Genomic DNA, 17,522 nt, shown 5'->3' with positions numbered 1-17,522 from the left:
ATGGCTGAAAACAAAAATGCACAGCAAGTCCGCGAAATCACGGACAAGCTGGAACAGGGCATCAAGGAGCTTTTTGAATCCGAGCGGTTCAAGGAATACCTCCGCACGATGTCCAAGTTCTACAACTATTCCTTCAACAACACGCTGCTCATTGCGATGCAGAAGCCGGAGGCAACCTATGTTGCCGGTTATACCTCGTGGCAGCGCAACTTTGACCGTCAGGTCATGAAGGGCGAAAAGGGTATCAAGATTCTTGCACCCGCGCCGTACAAGGCGCAGGAAGAGCGTGAGAAGATTGATCCTTTGACGCAGAAGCCGGTGATCGGCGCAGATGGGAAGGCTGTCACGGAAACGGTCGAAGTCCTGCGCCCTGCCTTCAAGGTGGTGAGTGTCTTTGATGTCTCGCAGACGGACGGCAAGGAACTTCCTGACATCATCGTCGATGAGCTGAAAGGCACCGTCGAAAACTATGAGGCGTTTTTCGATGCGCTCAAGCAGGAATCTCCCGTCCCCATTTCCTTTGAGGATATTCCGGGCGGCGCAAAGGGATTCTTCTCGCCGGTTGAAAGCCGCATTGCCATTCAGGAGGGCATGAGCGAAATCCAGACGGTCAAAACCGCCATTCACGAGATCGCCCACGCAAAGCTCCACGCCGTCAAGCCGGATGAGAAAGCCGCGCCAGAAGATAAGAAGGATCGGCACACCAAGGAGGTTGAAGCAGAAAGCGTTGCCTACACCGTCTGCCAACGGTACGGCATTGAAACCTCGGACTACTCCTTCGGTTACATCGCCGGTTGGTCATCCGGCAAGGAAACCAAGGAACTGAAAAGCTCTCTGGACACCATCCGCAAGACGGCGGCTGAGATGATCGAGGGCATTGACGCCAAGCTCAAGGTGCTGCTGGCAGAGAAAGCACAGTCCGCAGAGATGGAAGTCGAAGCTCCCGTAAAGGAAGCTGTTCCGGAGGAAAAGCCGGAAGTCCCCATTTACCGCGAGACGGCGAATTACGCCTATGAAGCCGGTGAGATGGACGCATATCGTGCTTCTCTCGCCGCAAACGTGGAATGCCGCCGTGCGATTGAGGCGGCAATCAGTTCTAACTACGGAGACAACCGGCTGGATGCGGATGCTGCCGTGAAAAGTGTCCTTGAGCAGTTCTCTCCGGAGCGCGTCCGATATGTCCTCGCAAACACCATTCAGCAGAAAGACTTTGACGGGCGCATTCCCCAGCCCCTCAAGGAATGGGCGAAGACCGTTGATGTCTGCCCCGAAAACGCCTCCCGCTTCCTTGTGGATAAACCCAATCCTGGACTGACCGCACTTTTCGTGGATGCGTTCCGTCAGCAGACCGAACCCCAGAAGGAAGCCACTTCTGAGAAAACAGAGGAAAAAGACCCGGAGGTTGTTGCGTGGGAGAACGATGAGATTACCTCTATTGAGGTAAAAACCGTGGAGGTCAAGTCTCCCTTTGCTCCCTTGCCGGAGGAAGCGGCAAAAGCACCGAAGGCGCACCGCCTGACTGCCGAAGAGAAGGCAATCAAAGCTGCCGTCATGGACACGCTCAAGGGGCAGATTGCCTATAACAATGACGGTATGCGGGCGTCCTATCGCGCCTCTAACCATTCCTTCAATCTGCTGGCACGGAACGGCGTCAGGATCGAGGGCAACACGGTCACGCAGAACGGTGAGCCGCTGTTCAAAATCCATCGCCGTCATGCGGCGCGGAAAACACAGGGCTGTTACCGTGAGCTGATGCCGACGCTGGAATACGTCAGGCAGGAGCAGAAGCAGGAAAAGCCCTCTATCCGCGATCAGCTCAGGACTGCTGCAAAACAGCAGCCGGAGAAGAAGTCTCCGGTCAAATCCAAAACGCACGACATGGAGTTGTGAGAAAGGAGACGCATGAAGAAATACACAGATGTTGACATCGTTGCGGAGCTGCAGAAGCTCGTGGACAGTCATGTAGACAGCTACAAGGAAGACTTCGACATCGACAAGCGTATCATCCGCCGCGCTGCCGAAAGCCAGAATCCCGAAGACAAGACGCTGATGTGGTTCTGCCGTCCGCATGGGACGCACTGCCTCAACGAAAATCAGGTCTTCATTCAGGGGACGCGGGATCACAACACCTTCCGCTTTTACGCGGAACAGACCTACGACGAATGCGTTGCCCGCGTCATTATCCCGAAAGCCGTCAAGCGCGGCAAGGTCTTCGGAGACGTCTTTGAAATCAACTACCGGGAACAGGCGTCAAATGTGGCACAGAACTCGGTTGCGCCGGATCATGACCGGCTGACCTTCGCGGACGGCTTTGTGCTGGATGCTCCCTGCCGCAGCAGTTTCGATGCAGCAATGGCTCTGGCCGGTGAGCATGGCGGCGTCAAAACCCACCAGACGCTTCCGAAAGACGCGGATGCTTTGACGGAAGTGCTGTCCACGCAGAAAAGCCGCCGTGACAAGCTGCCGGATGCAGAAACGAAAGAAGTGCTTGCGCCTCTGCCCGTCGCAGAACTCCGCAAGTATGAAGTAATCAAACAGGCTCACCCGGACGCGCTGGTTTGCTTTGCCCAGAACGGCTATTTTGAGCTGTACGGCAAGGATGCCGAAAAAGCCGCCCCTCTTCTCGGCACAAAGCTCCTTGAGAAGAAGGTGCGAGGCAAGCCATCCATGCAGGTCACGGGCTTCCGTGAAACCGCGTGGGTAGCCGGTTCTCACAAGCTCTGGAAATCCGGCACGGATGTTTTTCTCAGCAAGGACGGCGAGACCTTCAAGGAACTCAAAGCCGCAGATTACATCCCTGTTGGCGCGACGCTGAATGTGGATGGGATCAGGTGCAGAATTGACTCGGTTGATTTTGCTGCCGATGAAGTCCGGCTGACCAACATTGAGGACAAGAACAGACCAATCCGCTTTTCTGAGAGCATCCAGTATGTCCGTTCGTATGTGGAGGATGCCGGGACTGCCATCTATGACACCATTCCAAAGAAGCCCGCTGCTCGTGAATCTATCCGCGATAAGCTGAAATCCGCGCAGAAAGCCCAGCCGCCCCATACACCGAAACCACAGAAATCAAAAGGAAAGGATATGGAACTCTGATATGAAAAACTTTACCGTGGAAGAAATCAACCTGATGTGCTGCTTCAACACATCCAGTCGGAAGCGGCTGATCGACGATATGAAGAGCGTCACCCTGAACGACGTGGACGGTGAGATCGCAGAGCTGATGTATAAGACCATCCGGAAGCTCGAAGCCATGACGGACACGGAGTTTGAGGAACTGTATATCATGCCGGACGGCATGGTGGATGACTGAAAGGAGGATGCCTATGCCCGTATTAGACGGTGATTTTGAAGCCTTCGTCACGAACCTTGGCAAGTACAACGAGGGTATGCTGGTCGGTGAGTGGGTGAAGTTCCCGACAACCGAAGAAGAGATGCAGAAGGTCTTTGAGCGCATCGGGATCGGCAAGCAGGATGAATTTGGTCAGCCCTACGAAGAGTGGTTTATCACCGACTACGAATGCCCCATTTATGGCGTCCAGAAGATGCTTGGCGAGTACGAAAGCCTTGATAAGCTCAACTACCTTGCCGCTTTGATTGACGAGCTTTCCCTGAGCGATCAGGAAAAGCTCGCTGCCATTATGGAAGCCGGGTGCGATGAGGTCAGCGACATCGACGATCTCATCAACCTGACGTTCAATCTGGACTGCTACGACATCATGCCCGGTATCAACGACGAATCCGATCTCGGCTATTATTACGCCCACGAAGCCGGTATCTACTCCGAAAAGGATCTCGGACCTCTGGCAAATTACATCGACTATGAACGCTATGGGCGAGACATTGCGATGGATGAGCAGGGACGCTTCACCGATGAAGGCTATGTCCGCGTCGCAAGCGAGAGATGGGACAGACAGTTCGACGGCGACCTTGATGATATTCCCGATGAATACCGGATCACCGGCTCAGGGGAAGCCGCCGAGCGTGACAGCACTATTGCAGTTCTCGTTGTTGAGCCGGGAAAGGAGCCTTATGTGAAGGAGATTGACTCCGGGCTGGAGTCCTTGCAGCATGAGGTCGGCGGCTGCATCGAGGCGATTTATCCCTACGAAGACCCGATTGCCTTAGTCTGCAACGAGGAAGGCAAGCTGGAAGGTCTGCCCCTGAACCGCGCTCTGCGGGATGAGGACGGTGACATCTACGACGTTGTTGCCGGAACATTCTTGGTAGTAGGCTTGACGGATGACAGCTTCGGTTCTCTGACCGTAGAGCAGATGCAGAAGTTCTCTGACCACTTCAAAGTGCCGGAGCAGTTTGTCAAGCTGGGCGATAAGATTGTGGCGATCCCCATGATCTCGAAGGAACAGCAGAAGAAGGAAGCTACCGAGCAGAAGGATTTTGAGATGAACGCCGATACCTCTGGTCTGACGGTTGCCGGTCACATCGGGACTTGGCACACCATTGACCAGCACGAAGTCGGCGGTCACAGCTTTTACCTGATGGAGCATGACACCTACGGCGATGAAGCTGCCTGCATCATTGTCGATGAGCGCGGCAAGCTCGTCCTTGATGATGTCTACAACGGCTTTGACGATGACACGCTCCGCCTTCTCGACCTTGAGGTCAAGGAAGTGCCGGAAATGCCCGATCCCGCGCTCTCCGTTCAGGATATGAAGGACTACGGCTACGCATGGGCTGGTGTTCTTCCCGCCGGTCAGGAGGTGGCTGAGAAGGCTTTAGAGATGGGCTGCGAGGTTTACCGTCTCTATTCCGATAACACCGAGGGCTTGTGCGTAGATGCCAAAGAGATTGCCGATCATGCGGCAAAGGGCGGAATGCTCGGTATCAGCAAGGAGAGCTGGATGGCGGCACTTGAGAAGGAAAACTACCTCAAGGCGGCAGAGATGTCGATGGAGGATGACTACGGCATGATTGATGGGATCATCAACAACGGTCCGAAGGAAGACAAGACCCTTGATGCCAAAGCCCCCGAAAGGGGCGAAAAGTCCTCCATCATGGACAGGCTCAAGTCTGCAAAGGCTGAAAAGCAGAAGGAATGCTGCCCTCCCCAAAAGCACAAAGGAGAGATTGAACTGTGAGCAGAAGTCAGAAATGGCGGCAGGAGTGGTCGTTCTTCATCGGGGACAGCGGACGCCGGAAGTATAACCGCTTCTGCGTCCGCTGCGTCCATAGCTGCAAGCAGAGCTTCCGTGCGGATCTCATCGCCTGTCCGCACTTCTCCCGCAAGGCATCGCAGTGTAGACAGTTAGGGGTCGAAAAAGCCTGTGATAGCAAGCCTCAGAGCGGCGAAAATTGACCAGCCTAAGTGATTGTATTCCCTGCGCAGTTTCTTCTTTAGCGCAGAAATAAGTGCCGATTTCGGCACTTGTTTGAATGCTCGGAAAACGAACCATGAGCCTCTGTCGATGCCCGTTAGGGTGTCGGCAGAGGCTCTTTTTTTATGACATATTCAAAATAGCGGACAGCAGCTCTTGAACCTGCTGCCGGTATTCTGGCTTTACATCCGAAATACGTCTGGCAAGCGCAAGGGCTTCCGCTTCTGGCTCATCGGTCCCAAAGATAATTCGGTCTGCGCTGACGCCCAGCAAACGGCAAAGACGCTGCAAGGCTTCAAGAGAGATACCGGAAGCACCACGCTCAATAGCACTCAGGTGATTCGGCGTCATGCCAAGCATTTCTGAGAGCGTGTCCTGCGTATAGCCCGCCTGTTCTCTTGCCACTTGAATATTGCCGCCGATTTCAATATTGATGTCCTTCTTCTCTCGCATAGCCTCACCACCTTTGCATTTAGTGTACCTAACGGCGGTGTCATTATCCACGGTACGCCGTCGTTGATTTTACTAACGACAATGCGTTGACTGTCCGTGATGAGGGTGATAGAATGGAGTTACCTACCAAAAGAGTGAAAGAAGGGGTGTCATGTCACGCATTATTGAGTTTAGAAAGTCTGCTCAAAAAGCTGCAAAGCAATCCGTTCAAGGCAAGACTTGTGCGTTTACCGGTCATAGACCGCAGAGTCTTCCGTTCGGCTTTGATGAATCCGATAAGCGTTGTACTTCTTTGAAATCTGTTATGCGGGATCAGATTGTAGCACTCATCGAGAACGAGGGCGTCACGCATTTTATTACCGGCATGGCTCTTGGCGTCGATATGTACGCTGCGGAAATTGTACTCGATTTGAAATCAAAATACCCTCACATTACTCTGGAAAGTGCAATCCCTTGTGAGACACAAGCGATCAAATGGTCTGTGGCTTCACGGGAACGGTATTATAATATCGCGGCAAAGTGTGACAAGGAGACCATGCTGCAACGGGAGTACACGACGGACTGCATGGACAAGAGAAATCGGTACATGGTCGATCACGCCGATTATATTCTCGCAGTATGGAATGGATGCCCCAGCGGTACCGGGAACACCGTGAGATATGCCCACAAAAAGGGCAAATCTATCATCGTTATCAATCCGGTTTCCCTTGATGTCACGCGGGAATAAGGCAAAAATCCCACTCCTGAATCAAGAGTTGTGAAAACCGTGAAGTATTTCCCGATAGTGAATACACATTGCACTACTCGGTGATTATTGGAAACGTGTACGGCGTATGCTGCCCAGTGAACATCTCCACGGAACACATCGAATTTTCACGGCTTCGTAAAACGGAAAGTGTCACCTTATGAACAGTCCCTTGCCGAGAGAAAAATAAATCGCTGGAAACGGGAACGCCCCCGGCACTGTGCGTCTGGCACAGTGTCGGGGGCGTTTTTCCGTGTCTTAGTTATGAGCCAGTTCATTTAGGAGCAGCTTTCGATAGTCCACATCCAAGACGCAGCGATGGAAGTCCATCAGACGGTGTTCGTCGAACAGCTTTTCACAAAGCTTGGTCAGCGGATGATTCATCAGCTTTGCAGAAATGCCAGTCTCGTTGAAAAACCTTGCCCATGTGAAGACCTCTTCTAAATCCTCCTGCCCAAGCGTGGCAGGAATGATGGCGTTGCAGAGACGGACAATGGGGCTGTCCGTAAATCGCTCTGCGACTTCCTCCGGTGTGCATTCATAGCGGTCACAGTCAAAGGAAAGCGCATCCTCAATTTTTAGATAATTTTCGATTTCATCCCGCGTCAAGGTTATGGTGTAGTCTCCCATACCGGACGGCACATCAATATTCTCCATGACATCAAGTTCGTAACGGGATCCGCCGATGATCGCTTCAAAGGAGAAGGACTGACAGATTACTGCTGGGTTTTTGTCTATCTTGTCCTCATTCAGAAAGGACAGCGGATTATACTCCGTCAGTTCCCAGTCGATTTTTCCTCTCTCTGTTTGCTCGGCAATCTGCTGGATCAGATGTTGTTCTTCTTCGTGCAGATTTTCATTGTACAACATGATACACCTCCGTTTTCTGATTGTCGTTTTTTGGGGGGGGCTGCTCTATGTTTCCGAAGAGACTGCCGTTTGTATCATCATTCCTTGGCTGAGGGCAGACCTTCGTAAAACTTCCTCAGTTCGTCCAAACTGCTTGTCCGATTTTTGATAGGCAGTGAGTCCCATGTAATGTCATGATAGCGTTCCGGCGGCTCGTCCCGCAGTCTTCGGTCGATAATGCAGACAATGCCGGTGTCTGTGAAATTGCGGATCAATCGCCCGATACCTTGCTTGAGCTTGATAATCATTTCGGGAACGCGGACATCCATCAGAGCGTCCTTTGCGACGGAACACTTATACTCGATAATTGGATCGGGGACAGGGAACGGAAGCCGGAAAATGATCACATTGGAAAGGCTTTTTCCTTCAATGCTGATACCTTCCCAATATGCGCCCGTCCCCAGAAGCACGGAGTTCGTATCTTCCTTAAACTCATTCAGCACCTTGTCCTGCGACGATCCCGGCTGTTGCATCAGGATTTTGTACGGAAGATTTTTCTCACTGAGTATGGAGTAGACCTCTTCCATGTCGGTCTTCGCCGTAAACAGCACGAGTGCCTTCCCGTTGGAAATGTTCAGGATCTCAAGCAGCCGCTCCACGCCCTTTTCAATGAAGGCTTCGTGTTCCTTGGTCGGATGCGGGAGATCGTCGCAGTAGTAGATCATGGCGTGTTCATCGTATGGATATGGGGAAGGCTTCGGTTCGGATAAGCAGCCGCGTTCACCAACCGGAAAGCCGGTATTGCTGATAAAGTAGGAATACTGTTCTTCCAGAGACCCGCTCGTGGCGTTCGTCAGCGTGGCAGAGGTCAAGATGGTTCTTTCATCACCATTGAAGTATAGGCGGCTAACAATTTCCCTTGTGTTTTTAGGGCAATAGACAAGCTCCGTGTTACTACCGCGCTGCTCAATCCAGATCAACATATCATCTATCCGGTCAAGAAGCTCCGAAAGGGACTCGCTGACCGCATCCAGATCGTCAGAGGCAGCAAAGGAACGGTTGTTTCTGAAATCCATGCTGGAATAAATCTGAATGCTGGACGAAAGGTTATGTATGGCGGCGTTCATCTCGGTAAGCAGCTCAACCGCACTGCCGTTTTGGTCGAAGAAAAAGCGGTCAGCATAGCGCATATCCTGTTCTGCCTCGTTGATCTGCTTTTGGACTTGCGCTTTCAGGCAGTTATAGAAGGCGATGATCGCGCTCTCTGCCTCTCGCTTTTCACCGGACACACTGCTCTGGTCAGAGGACCGCAGCTCATAGAATGCACTCTTGATCATCCCAAAGAGCATACCCTGTCCGAAACGTTCCGTTGTAGCACTACGCACCTTATCATCTAAGTTGTGCGCTTCATCCACGACAAGCAGATCAGCGGCGGCGTTAATCAGCCCGTCCTGACCGCGCCGGAGCTTCATGAGATGCTGGGTGAGAAAGTCCTGATTGCACAGAACAACGCCCTCCGTATACTTTAATGCTGCGCGGACCTTGTAATACTTGCACTTCTTTTCACAGGAGCCACAATTCTTCATGCTGAACCGCTGCACGTTTACCTTGTCCCAGACGCCTTGCGGCAAAACCTCCGGGAAATCCTTGCGTTCCTCATACTTTTGCTTGATTCCTTCTTTAAGCGCGTCCGGTGGGTCTGCTTTCGGATCACACATATATTCATCTGCGCGTTTGTTGCAGAGATAATGGGTCTGTCCTTTTGCGAGGATGACATCTCTGTTCAGCCCAAGAAGGGGCATTACTGCGTGGACATCACGCCAGAGCTGTTCTTGAAGCGCGATGGTCGAGGTTGCAATGATAACCGGCTTGTTCATGCGTTTGCTGTACAGCAGCACCGGCACAAGATAGCCAAAGGACTTGCCAATGCCCACGCCAGCTTCAATCGCAAAGTGCTGATCGTTTATGAGGGCGTCCACAATCTCAAAGGACATATCCTGCTGCCCTTCACGCATTTCCAAGCCATGCTGCGGGGCTTCATCCCAAAAGAAGGTGCTGACTTGCTCACTCATGGAGTACAGCTCTGCTTTTCTGCGCTTTTTCCGTTCCTCCGATGTATTGAATCCAAAATAAAATCTATTATCCATCCACATTCCTCCCGGAATAGAAACCAAGGCTATCTGCGTTTCAGCTCAATGCTGACGTTTCCGTTCTCGTCGATGGTCAGCGTCATGTGCCTGATGTGCTTCTCATAGAACTGCCGCCGCTCTGCGGGAGACATTTCGATCCTCGTGTTTCGCAGAGCTGCATCAAACATATCGTTGACATTCAGGTGAACGGAGTTGTCAATCCAGCGGTACATCTCCTTGAACAGTGCGTTTTTCTTGATGTCCTCGCTGTTGCCGGAGTAGAAGTCATCCAGATAGCAGTAGAATATCCCAGATTCTGCAAGTGCCGCCTTCATATCCGGTCCGCATTTTTCCCGCTCAATCATGACAAGGAATCTGGCGTCCGGTAAAGAAGAGATCAGCCCCCAGTAGTCGGAATCGCTTGAGACGATGACGAAGGAATCCACTTGCTTCTGGTAGTGTTCCTGACAGGCTCTTGCGGTGAGCTTGATGTCTACCAGTGATTTGTTCTGCTTGATCCGCTCAATCATGATATGTTCAACGGGGATGCGGGTGTAGTTTTCAAGAATCCGCCATGCCGTAGCGGTATGTACGTCATCAAAGAGAATGATCGCCGTAATTTTCTGCATGACCTCATAATCAAGGTTTTTGAGCGTGGCGCACAGCTTGTACGGGTCAGAGTTTTCGCAGTCCACTACCAATACGGTCTTCTCACTGTCATCTATGAAGTCGTAGATATTGTTTTTTACAAAAGCCCCTGCATCGGAGACTTTACTGTATTCCGTGAAGGCGTCGCAATGCCATTGATAAAGCAGGGTAGCAAACTTCTTATCATTATAGAGGACATTGCCCTCGTCCATCGGTACCCAGTTGATGTACATTTGATAGGGGTAGTAGGAGAGACTTGCGTAATAGATGTCCGCAGCATCTTTCGTTCCGTCCTCTGTCAAGCCGTTTGGCATAATGAACAGCTCTTTTATGTACGTCCAGTTAATCCAGATTGGAAAGAGGCTTTTGCAGTTGTTAATGCGGTCTGAAATCAGCCGGTTAATCTCGATAATGTGGTGGCAGAGCTTTGTACTCGACTTTTTGATAAAGCTGATTCCGTCGTTTGAAAGCTGCTGCATACTGGAAGCCGGGATGATCTCTGGCATTGAAAGCAGCCCTCGATACTCCATCCGCATGATGTCATTTATTTTCCGGTAGTTGCGCTCAATGGCGGTGCGGATGATACAGAGATTGCGAATGATACGGGCATTTTTATCCTGTTCAAGCCGGTCGTATATCTCTATCTTCGGCGGCTCGTGTTCATTTTGAAAAATACGGAGCGGGACGCCGATCAGATATGCTACCTTTGACACAAGTTCATAGGTGCTGTCTTTGTAGGCAATCTGTTCTCCGGCATATTCGACGCCATTCAACATGACTGAATTGCCCATGATCTACTCCTTTCGATGGAACGCGGGTTATTGAGCGTACTTTTTGAAGTTTTCAGCTTGTTCCAGAACCTCCTTGTAGACATCATCAATGGTTACGGGGGGATAGTCAAATTCATCCAGTAGCAGTATGAGGTCAACTTGCAGATTTGCCTTAATGTCATCACGGGTAGACCAGTCGGTGTATTTAGCTTTGTCATCGACAATAATCTTAATCCGCTTTGACAATTCAATCATCTTATCGTCCGGGTACTCGAACTCATACTTCTTGGCAACCGCCTTGAGAATGTCATAAAAGGCTTTTTCCTCGTAGTCAATTCCCATGCCCTTGAAGGAGTCTTTTTCCTTTTTGAGTTCTTCAAGGAGCTTCGCAAGCTGCTCCGCCACATCGTCAAGAACTTCATTAGCAAAAGCCTCATCACGACGGCGATTGTTGTACTCATCAACAACCCGCTTGAGGCGGTCTGAGAACTCCATGCCCATAATGCGGTTGACCTTTTTATACTCATCAATCGCTTGAGAAAGAAGCCTCTGCAACACCTTTATCTTTGTGTTTGGAAGTTGGATTGCATTGATCTTATCCAGATACTCGTCACTGAAAATATCAACAGAGATGTGCTTTCCCGTCTCAAACAGTTCCTCTATACCATCAGATTGAATTGCACCTTCAAGAAGTTCACGGACACGGGCATTCATTTGTGAAATGTCAGGGGCATCACCCTTTGTGAGTTTGAAAAGAATAGAGCGCACAGCACAGTAGAAGTGCAGATAGTCCTTTTCTTTATCAGAGATAGCCTCACTTGAACTGCATAGGTTGAACGCTTGTTTCATGCGTTTGACTGCCGCCATAAAGCGAGTTTCCAAATCTTCCGTGAGCTGTACATACTCAACAGCCCGATTGAGGCAAGCAAGCTGCTCTTTCGGTGAGCCGTTGAAGTAATCCGTGCTATTGAAGTTGTGGAACATCTGAGCCAAGACATCGAGCTGGTCTTTAACAATCGTGATAGACTGCTCGACGCCTTCAAACTCATCGCTCTCAAAGTTGGTGTATTTCTTGAGGGCGAGATTCATGTTTTTCTTAATGCCGATGTAGTCCACGATCAAGCCCTTGTCCTTGCCGGTATAGACGCGGTTGACGCGGGAAATCGTCTGGATAAGGCTGTGCTGCTGGATGGGCTTGTCGATGTAGATTGTGTCGAGTGCCGGTACGTCGAAGCCGGTAAGCCACATATCAACAACGATGGCAATTTTGAAGTTTGATTTAACGTTCTTAAACTGACGGTCAAATTCCTTGCGATCCTCTTTCGTTCCCAGCATTTCATATAGCTCAGGCTCATCATCTTTATTTCGCGTCATGATGAGCTTGATCTTCTCGATGGGTTTGAGTTCCTTTTTCTCTTTTTCCGTCAGTTGAACCCCGTCAGGGCAAACCTTTTTCTCTGCCCATTCCGGTCTCATTCCAACTATAATCTGATAAAAAGCGTATGCAATCTTGCGATTAGAGCAGACAAACATTGCTTTTCCTGCAACGGTAGCTCCTTCGGCAACGCGGGTCTCATAGTGGTTAATGAAGTCCTCCGCAACTGCGTGAAGTCGGTCAGGATCACCGATGATCGCATCAATATGAGCAACCGCCTTCTGGCTTTCCTCAATCTGATGCTCATTTGCGCCTTCAACAGCACAGCGATCATAATAATCTTCAATTTCCCGAACCTTTGCCTGATCAAGCGTGACCCGTGCAGCGCGTCCGTCGTAGACAAGGTTGACTGTGATACCGTCTTTGACCGCCTCTGTCATTGTGTAGGCATCGACAACCGGACCGAAGACTTCAATCGTGCCATCTACGGGCGTGCCGGTGAAACCGACATAGGTAGCATTGGGGAGAGAATCGTGTAGGTACTTTGCGAATCCATAGCTTCGCTCTACACCTTCGGCAGTGACCTTGACTTTCTGATCGAGGTTTATCTGACTACGGTGTGCTTCATCGGATATGCAGATCACATTCGCTCTATCCGTCAGAAGCTCCAAGTCCTCGGTGAACTTTTGGATGGTGGTCATGTACACCCCGCCGCTTGTCCTGCCTTGAAGTTCCTGACGCAGCTTTTCGCGGGAATCAATGCTCACAACGGTTTCGTCACCAATGTACTTCTTAGATGCTACAAACTGCTTTGAGAGCTGGTCATCCAAATCCGTTCGGTCGGTAATAATCAGGATTGTAGGGCTATGGAAGAAGGTACTCTTCATAAGCATTCTTGTGAGGAAGAGCATAGTATAGCTTTTTCCGCAGCCTGTCGCGCCGAAGTATGTGCCGCCCTTGCCGTCCCCCTCCGGTCTGAGATGTGCCTTGATATTCTCAAACAGCTTGACCGCAGCAAAATACTGAGGATAGCGGCAGACGATTTTGAGGTCCTTGTCCGAGCTATCAGGGAAATAGACAAAATCCTTGATGACTGCCAAAAGCCGTTCTTTCCGGAACAGTCCGCTCACCATAGTTACAAGGGAATTGATGCCGTCTAATTCCTTATCGTCAGCTTCAATCTTTCTCCACGCATAGAAGAAGTCATACGGGGAGAAGAAGGAACCGTATTTATTATTTGCGCCATCGCTTATTACGATGAAGGCGTTATACTTGAAGAGTTCGGGAATATCACGGCGATAACGCACGGTGAGCTGAGTATAGGCGTCCATGATCGTTGTATTCTCTTTGACCGCGCTCTTGAACTCAAGCACAACAACAGGAATGCCATTGATGAATACAATCCCGTCCGGTATGCGTAACTGGTTGTTGATGCCTTCAATTTCAAATTGATTGATAATCTTGAACACATTTTTCTCTGGCTCATCAAAGTCAATCAGCTCAATATAAAGGTCTTTCTTTGTGTGATCTTCACGGTTGAAGATGAAGCCGTCACAAATCATTTTACAGACAGCTTTGTTTGCTTCGTAGATCGTGCCGGAAATAGACCTCAGGCGAAGGATGATGCTATCAATTTCACTTGGGGTAAGCCCTTCTGCGGCATATCTGTTTAGGAGGTATTTCCGCAGATCGTCGATAAGCAGAACCTCAGAGCGTTCGCGGTGGATCTGCTCACCATTCAAATAGATATACCCTTCATCCTGAAACAAATCCATGATGGACATTTCAAGAGAATGCTCATTAAAGTTCGCCATTATCATTTCCCCCTAACTGCCGCTGCATTTCTGCTTCAAAGGCTTTTTCACTTTGCTGGAAGTCGTACTCCTGATACTTCAAACCCAGACGTGCCAGCATGAGTGTTCCTTCCCAGTCATCAATATTCGAGTATTGCGTTGCACGGGTTACGTCAGTGAGAACGCCGAGTATTAGTCCCGTGCAATCGAGCGCAAAGGCTATCATTTCCTGCACATCCGGATAGAAAATAGGATGACGGTCTGTCGGGTTCTCTTTGCTCAATATGCGCTGTTCATCGTTGTGGGCATAGAGCTTGTTCCGTTGCATTCGGATATTCTCTCTCTTTTTGCTTAACGCATTGAAGCGTTTCTGATACAGAGCTAAGAACTCTGGAAATGTCAAATCCACCCGAACCGGAGCATTTGCGGCATCAGGAATATCAAACATTGCAAAGAGCTTTCTGTCGCTCTCAACCTGATCCTTGAAGAAACGCTCTTCCTCTGGCTTGAGCTGATGCTGATACGGAATTTGATAGGAAAATGCTGTCCCATCATGCTCTACGGTCATTGTTTCTCTGTACGTCGGAAATAGGTCTTGGTTTTTCGCGCATTTGGCAAGGAGGGTGCCAATGGACACGACGCCATTTGAGCTATCATACAGTTTGGCGATCTCCATAAAACAGGCTTTCATTAAAGCTCCGTGGATCGTTTGATAGAACGCTGGTGACATCTTCATTTCTTCCGCATATTCGCGCTGGTTTTTGCGATACTGCTGCAATATGAGGTAATAGGCATTTGCGTCAAAAGCTCCTTGATGAAGCTCTTCGGCAATTCTGATCAGCGTATCCTTGTCCATTTTCATCCCTCCCTTCGTAGGTAAATGATAATTTAGCGGCTTAATCGGACAGTTTTGCAAGGAGAACGGATCGAAGCTCATTAAGTTTCTGGATTTCCATTGTATTTGCTTCAATTTGCTCGTCCAAAGCGTTCATTTTCTTCTGAAAATCACTGATCACCTTGGTCGGAGGGACAAGGATTTTCATAGATTGGATGTTGTACATAGGCAACTTTGCTTGAACCGCACCGACTGTCAGAAGGTCAATCTCCTTAATTTGCTTTTTATAGCAAAGTGTGTAATAGAGATAGTCGGAAGTAACCGTATGAATACCTGCGAGTTTAACGCAGTTTTCAGTAAGGTTTGCTTTGTCAAGAGAGGAATGAATCTTGCCGAGCAATCCGATTGTACCAACAATCGAAATGACAATATCTCCGGTGTTTACTATATATCGTGAGATGGCTTGATGCGTTTCTTCATCAATATATTGGAATTGGTCTGTGAGACAGACATAGCGACTTCCGCCAACATCACGAACACGAATATAAGGGTGTTCTGTTGGATCATCAAGTAATTCACAGTCGGCAGGAAGGCGTTTGCCACCTTTGACTGTACAGAGGCTATCCAAACTGACAATGCTATAACCTTCGGGAAGCTTGTCACACCCATAGTAAGAAGAAAATTGATCTTGGAATACTGCTTGTGCAGTTGCTTCTAAATTATCATTTATCTTCCGCTTGAGTTCAATCCGATCCGTGATCGTATTGTATGCCTTTACAATGCTGCGTTGCTTCTCGATAGAGGGGACAGGTAGCTTTACCTTGCACATTTCATCCCAGTCCATTATTTCCCGGACGCTACCGTGAGACTTAAAACGTGCGTAACGATCAAACTCCGGTCTGCTGAACCAGAGCATTAGGTATTCGGGCAGTAGCTCGTTTTCATCTTTCACTTCAAAAACGGTATAGATATTGCTGACAAGCCCCTCATCATAATCCGTTAGAAGAGCAATACCAATTTTGTCTCCACGCCGAGAAGTATCTGGAATGTAGGTAAACTGCCCCCGTTTGACTCCCTTGTATTTCGTAAAGTCGGTACCAACCGTGTTTGCAATAGAGGGAATGAACATCTTTTGGACGGAAACACCTAAAAGGTTTTCCTCTTTTCCGTCTGTGTTCCTGACATCGACTTGGCGAATGAAGTCTCCAAGCAGCCTATATCCTTCTTTCATTGTGACACCTCACCCTATGTATTTTCTGTGTGCCAGCTTGACGTTTTGCTGTTTGACCATAGCATAGTGCATGGTCGTGTCGATTTTCTGATGCCCTAAGAGCTGCTGGACTTGCTCTATGGGCATTCCTTTATCTATGGCTGATGTTGCCAATGTTCTTCGGAACTTATGTGGATGGACACGAGGCAGATTCAGCCTTTTCCCCAGTTCTCGAAGCCGTCTTTCTACGCCGCCGATCTGCAAACGGTCATGCGGCGCGGTCAGCGAGACAAACAAAGCTGAACAGGCGTCTGTACGGCTTTCCAGATAGTTTTGCAGATGGATTTTCGTCCTTGCATCGAAATAGACGATCCGTTCTTTGCTCCCTTTTCCGAAAACAACGCACTCTCGCTCATTGAAGTTGATGTCATCGCGGTTAAGGGCAACCATCTCACCAACACGAATTCCGGAGGATGCGAGAAGGTCAATCATAGCGAGATCGCGGACATTGCAGCAGTTGTCCCGCATGATTTCCAATGCCTCGTCGGTATAGGTTTCCTTGATCACTTTTGCCGTTTTTACCTTGTGGATCCGGCGTACCGGGCTTTTTACGATGTAATCCTCATCTTCAAGCCACGAAAAGTAGCTGGATAGGATGCGGCGGATGTTATCTATCGTGACCTTGCTTGACTTACGGTTTGCCTGATACTCTGTTAGGTACTTTCGCAAGTCCTCAGTTGCGATCTCTTGTGGTTCTTTGTCAATGCCGGATAGCATTGACATAATGGTCTGACGGTAATAGCTCAAGGTTTTTTCTGAGCAGCCTTCAATGCGTTTTGCGTTGATGAAACAGGCAACCGTATCGACCTTTGCGCTTTCTACCATGCCCGCGCTGTGACTTAGCTCTACACCACTCAGTACCCCCTCAAGGACGCCTTGAAGCTGTTTTAACTGTGCGTTGTTCAGATACGGAAGCATCTGACGCTGCACTTCTTGAATCAGTTGTTCTTTCATTGTCGTATCTCCTTTGATTATTCTCAGAGAACGACAATCAGTGGCAGTTCCTTGTGGTAAAAACTCTCGCCACTGGTGAGAGAGTTATTTTTCAAGAGCAGGAGCTGGTATTCTCGGCTTCTTCGATGAATTTATTTGCCTCGCTTCGCCGTAAATCCCAATGCTTTTGTAGTAATGCGACAATCTGATCTCTTGGGACACTGGCTTCGAGCAAAGCCAGTGTCGCTTTTTCGATAGAACAGATTCGTTCGCTGAGAACTGCTTCCTCTATTACTTCCTGCTGCTCTGCTTGAATACGGTCTCGTATTTCAGCAGGAAAATCCTTGAACTGCATTTTAACTTGATTCCATAAATCGCTCACAGCA

The 17,522-nt window shown here is 49.5% G+C and carries 15 protein-coding genes; 6 read left to right on the top strand and 9 right to left on the bottom strand.

Annotated features, from left to right (window positions below):
• The 5 genes from BQ5383_RS07995 to BQ5383_RS07975 are packed head-to-tail and all read left to right on the top strand — an operon-like array spanning position 1 to position 5,317.
• Positions 1-1,890, top strand: a complete 1,890-nt coding sequence (locus tag BQ5383_RS07995; protein ID WP_071430966.1) for a DUF3849 domain-containing protein — start codon at positions 1-3, stop codon at positions 1,888-1,890.
• A gap of 12 nt (positions 1,891-1,902) precedes the next feature.
• Positions 1,903-3,096: a MutS N-terminal domain-containing protein gene (locus BQ5383_RS07990; protein WP_071430964.1), complete on the top strand. Its 1,194-nt coding sequence runs from the start codon at positions 1,903-1,905 to the stop codon at positions 3,094-3,096.
• A 1-nt stretch (position 3,097) separates the two neighbouring features.
• Positions 3,098-3,313, top strand: a complete 216-nt coding sequence (locus BQ5383_RS07985) for a transposon-transfer assisting family protein (RefSeq protein ID WP_071430962.1) — start codon at positions 3,098-3,100, stop codon at positions 3,311-3,313.
• On the top strand, positions 3,306-5,099 hold the full coding sequence (locus BQ5383_RS07980; RefSeq protein WP_071430960.1) for an antirestriction protein ArdA: 1,794 nt from the start codon (positions 3,306-3,308) through the stop codon (positions 5,097-5,099). The genes BQ5383_RS07985 and BQ5383_RS07980 overlap by 8 nt, the downstream gene beginning before the upstream one ends.
• Positions 5,096-5,317: a hypothetical protein gene (locus tag BQ5383_RS07975; RefSeq protein WP_071430958.1), complete on the top strand. Its 222-nt coding sequence runs from the start codon at positions 5,096-5,098 to the stop codon at positions 5,315-5,317. Before BQ5383_RS07980 ends, BQ5383_RS07975 begins: the two co-directional genes overlap by 4 nt.
• A 142-nt stretch (positions 5,318-5,459) precedes the next feature.
• On the opposite strand, the gene BQ5383_RS07970 is transcribed toward BQ5383_RS07975, so the two are convergent.
• A complete protein-coding gene (locus tag BQ5383_RS07970; RefSeq protein ID WP_071430956.1) occupies positions 5,460-5,789 on the bottom strand; it encodes a helix-turn-helix domain-containing protein in 330 nt (109 codons plus the stop codon).
• 151 nt (positions 5,790-5,940) lie between these two features.
• Between BQ5383_RS07970 and BQ5383_RS07965 the strand changes: the two genes are divergently transcribed.
• Positions 5,941-6,516, top strand: a complete 576-nt coding sequence (locus tag BQ5383_RS07965; protein WP_071430955.1) for an SLOG family protein — start codon at positions 5,941-5,943, stop codon at positions 6,514-6,516.
• A gap of 276 nt (positions 6,517-6,792) precedes the next feature.
• Here the strand turns inward: BQ5383_RS07965 and BQ5383_RS07960 are convergent, their stop codons facing one another.
• From BQ5383_RS07960 to BQ5383_RS07925, 8 genes are all read right to left on the bottom strand, one after another.
• Complete coding sequence (locus BQ5383_RS07960; RefSeq protein ID WP_071430953.1) at positions 6,793-7,404, bottom strand: hypothetical protein; 612 nt, start codon at positions 7,402-7,404, stop codon at positions 6,793-6,795.
• Positions 7,405-7,481: 77 nt separating this feature from the next.
• Positions 7,482-9,530: an ATP-dependent DNA helicase gene (locus BQ5383_RS07955; protein WP_071430951.1), complete on the bottom strand. Its 2,049-nt coding sequence runs from the start codon at positions 9,528-9,530 to the stop codon at positions 7,482-7,484.
• Positions 9,531-9,559: 29 nt separating this feature from the next.
• Complete coding sequence (locus BQ5383_RS07950) at positions 9,560-10,951, bottom strand: NYN domain-containing protein (RefSeq protein WP_071430949.1); 1,392 nt, start codon at positions 10,949-10,951, stop codon at positions 9,560-9,562.
• A 27-nt stretch (positions 10,952-10,978) separates the two neighbouring features.
• Entirely contained in the window at positions 10,979-14,119 is a 3,141-nt protein-coding gene (locus BQ5383_RS07945; protein ID WP_071430947.1) for a type I restriction endonuclease subunit R, read from the bottom strand.
• Positions 14,106-14,954: an AbiU2 domain-containing protein gene (locus tag BQ5383_RS07940; RefSeq protein ID WP_071430945.1), complete on the bottom strand. Its 849-nt coding sequence runs from the start codon at positions 14,952-14,954 to the stop codon at positions 14,106-14,108. The genes BQ5383_RS07945 and BQ5383_RS07940 overlap by 14 nt, the downstream gene beginning before the upstream one ends.
• 40 nt (positions 14,955-14,994) lie before the next feature.
• On the bottom strand, positions 14,995-16,164 hold the full coding sequence (locus BQ5383_RS21085; protein WP_076944463.1) for a restriction endonuclease subunit S: 1,170 nt from the start codon (positions 16,162-16,164) through the stop codon (positions 14,995-14,997).
• Between the two features lie 9 nt (positions 16,165-16,173).
• Positions 16,174-17,157 carry a site-specific tyrosine recombinase/integron integrase gene (xerA, locus tag BQ5383_RS07930; protein WP_071430943.1) on the bottom strand — a complete coding sequence of 328 codons (984 nt, stop codon included), beginning with the start codon at positions 17,155-17,157 and terminating at the stop codon, positions 16,174-16,176.
• Positions 17,158-17,248: 91 nt separating this feature from the next.
• Positions 17,249-17,518, bottom strand: coding sequence for a hypothetical protein (locus tag BQ5383_RS07925; RefSeq protein ID WP_071430941.1), 270 nt, complete (start codon positions 17,516-17,518; stop codon positions 17,249-17,251).
• Between the last annotated feature and the right edge of the window lie 4 nt (positions 17,519-17,522).

The sequence above is a fragment of the Angelakisella massiliensis genome (assembly GCF_900104675.1).
Lineage (GTDB): Bacteria > Bacillota > Clostridia > Oscillospirales > Ruminococcaceae > Angelakisella > Angelakisella massiliensis.
This window is presented reverse-complemented; position numbering and strand designations above follow the sequence as displayed.

Excerpts from the sequence above, each read along its gene's own strand:
- BQ5383_RS07995 (WP_071430966.1), top strand. The coding sequence starts at position 1 with ATGGCTGAAAACAAAAATGCACAGCAAGTCCGCGAAATCACGGACAAG.
- BQ5383_RS07990 (WP_071430964.1), top strand. The coding sequence starts at position 1,903 with ATGAAGAAATACACAGATGTTGACATCGTTGCGGAGCTGCAGAAGCTC.
- BQ5383_RS07985 (WP_071430962.1), top strand. The coding sequence starts at position 3,098 with ATGAAAAACTTTACCGTGGAAGAAATCAACCTGATGTGCTGCTTCAAC.
- BQ5383_RS07980 (WP_071430960.1), top strand. The coding sequence starts at position 3,306 with ATGACTGAAAGGAGGATGCCTATGCCCGTATTAGACGGTGATTTTGAA.
- BQ5383_RS07970 (WP_071430956.1), bottom strand. The coding sequence starts at position 5,789 with ATGCGAGAGAAGAAGGACATCAATATTGAAATCGGCGGCAATATTCAA.
- BQ5383_RS07965 (WP_071430955.1), top strand. The coding sequence starts at position 5,941 with ATGTCACGCATTATTGAGTTTAGAAAGTCTGCTCAAAAAGCTGCAAAG.
- BQ5383_RS07960 (WP_071430953.1), bottom strand. The coding sequence starts at position 7,404 with ATGTTGTACAATGAAAATCTGCACGAAGAAGAACAACATCTGATCCAG.
- BQ5383_RS07955 (WP_071430951.1), bottom strand. The coding sequence starts at position 9,530 with ATGGATAATAGATTTTATTTTGGATTCAATACATCGGAGGAACGGAAA.
- BQ5383_RS07950 (WP_071430949.1), bottom strand. The coding sequence starts at position 10,951 with ATGGGCAATTCAGTCATGTTGAATGGCGTCGAATATGCCGGAGAACAG.
- BQ5383_RS07945 (WP_071430947.1), bottom strand. The coding sequence starts at position 14,119 with ATGGCGAACTTTAATGAGCATTCTCTTGAAATGTCCATCATGGATTTG.
- BQ5383_RS07940 (WP_071430945.1), bottom strand. The coding sequence starts at position 14,954 with ATGGACAAGGATACGCTGATCAGAATTGCCGAAGAGCTTCATCAAGGA.
- BQ5383_RS21085 (WP_076944463.1), bottom strand. The coding sequence starts at position 16,164 with ATGAAAGAAGGATATAGGCTGCTTGGAGACTTCATTCGCCAAGTCGAT.
- xerA (WP_071430943.1), bottom strand. The coding sequence starts at position 17,157 with ATGAAAGAACAACTGATTCAAGAAGTGCAGCGTCAGATGCTTCCGTAT.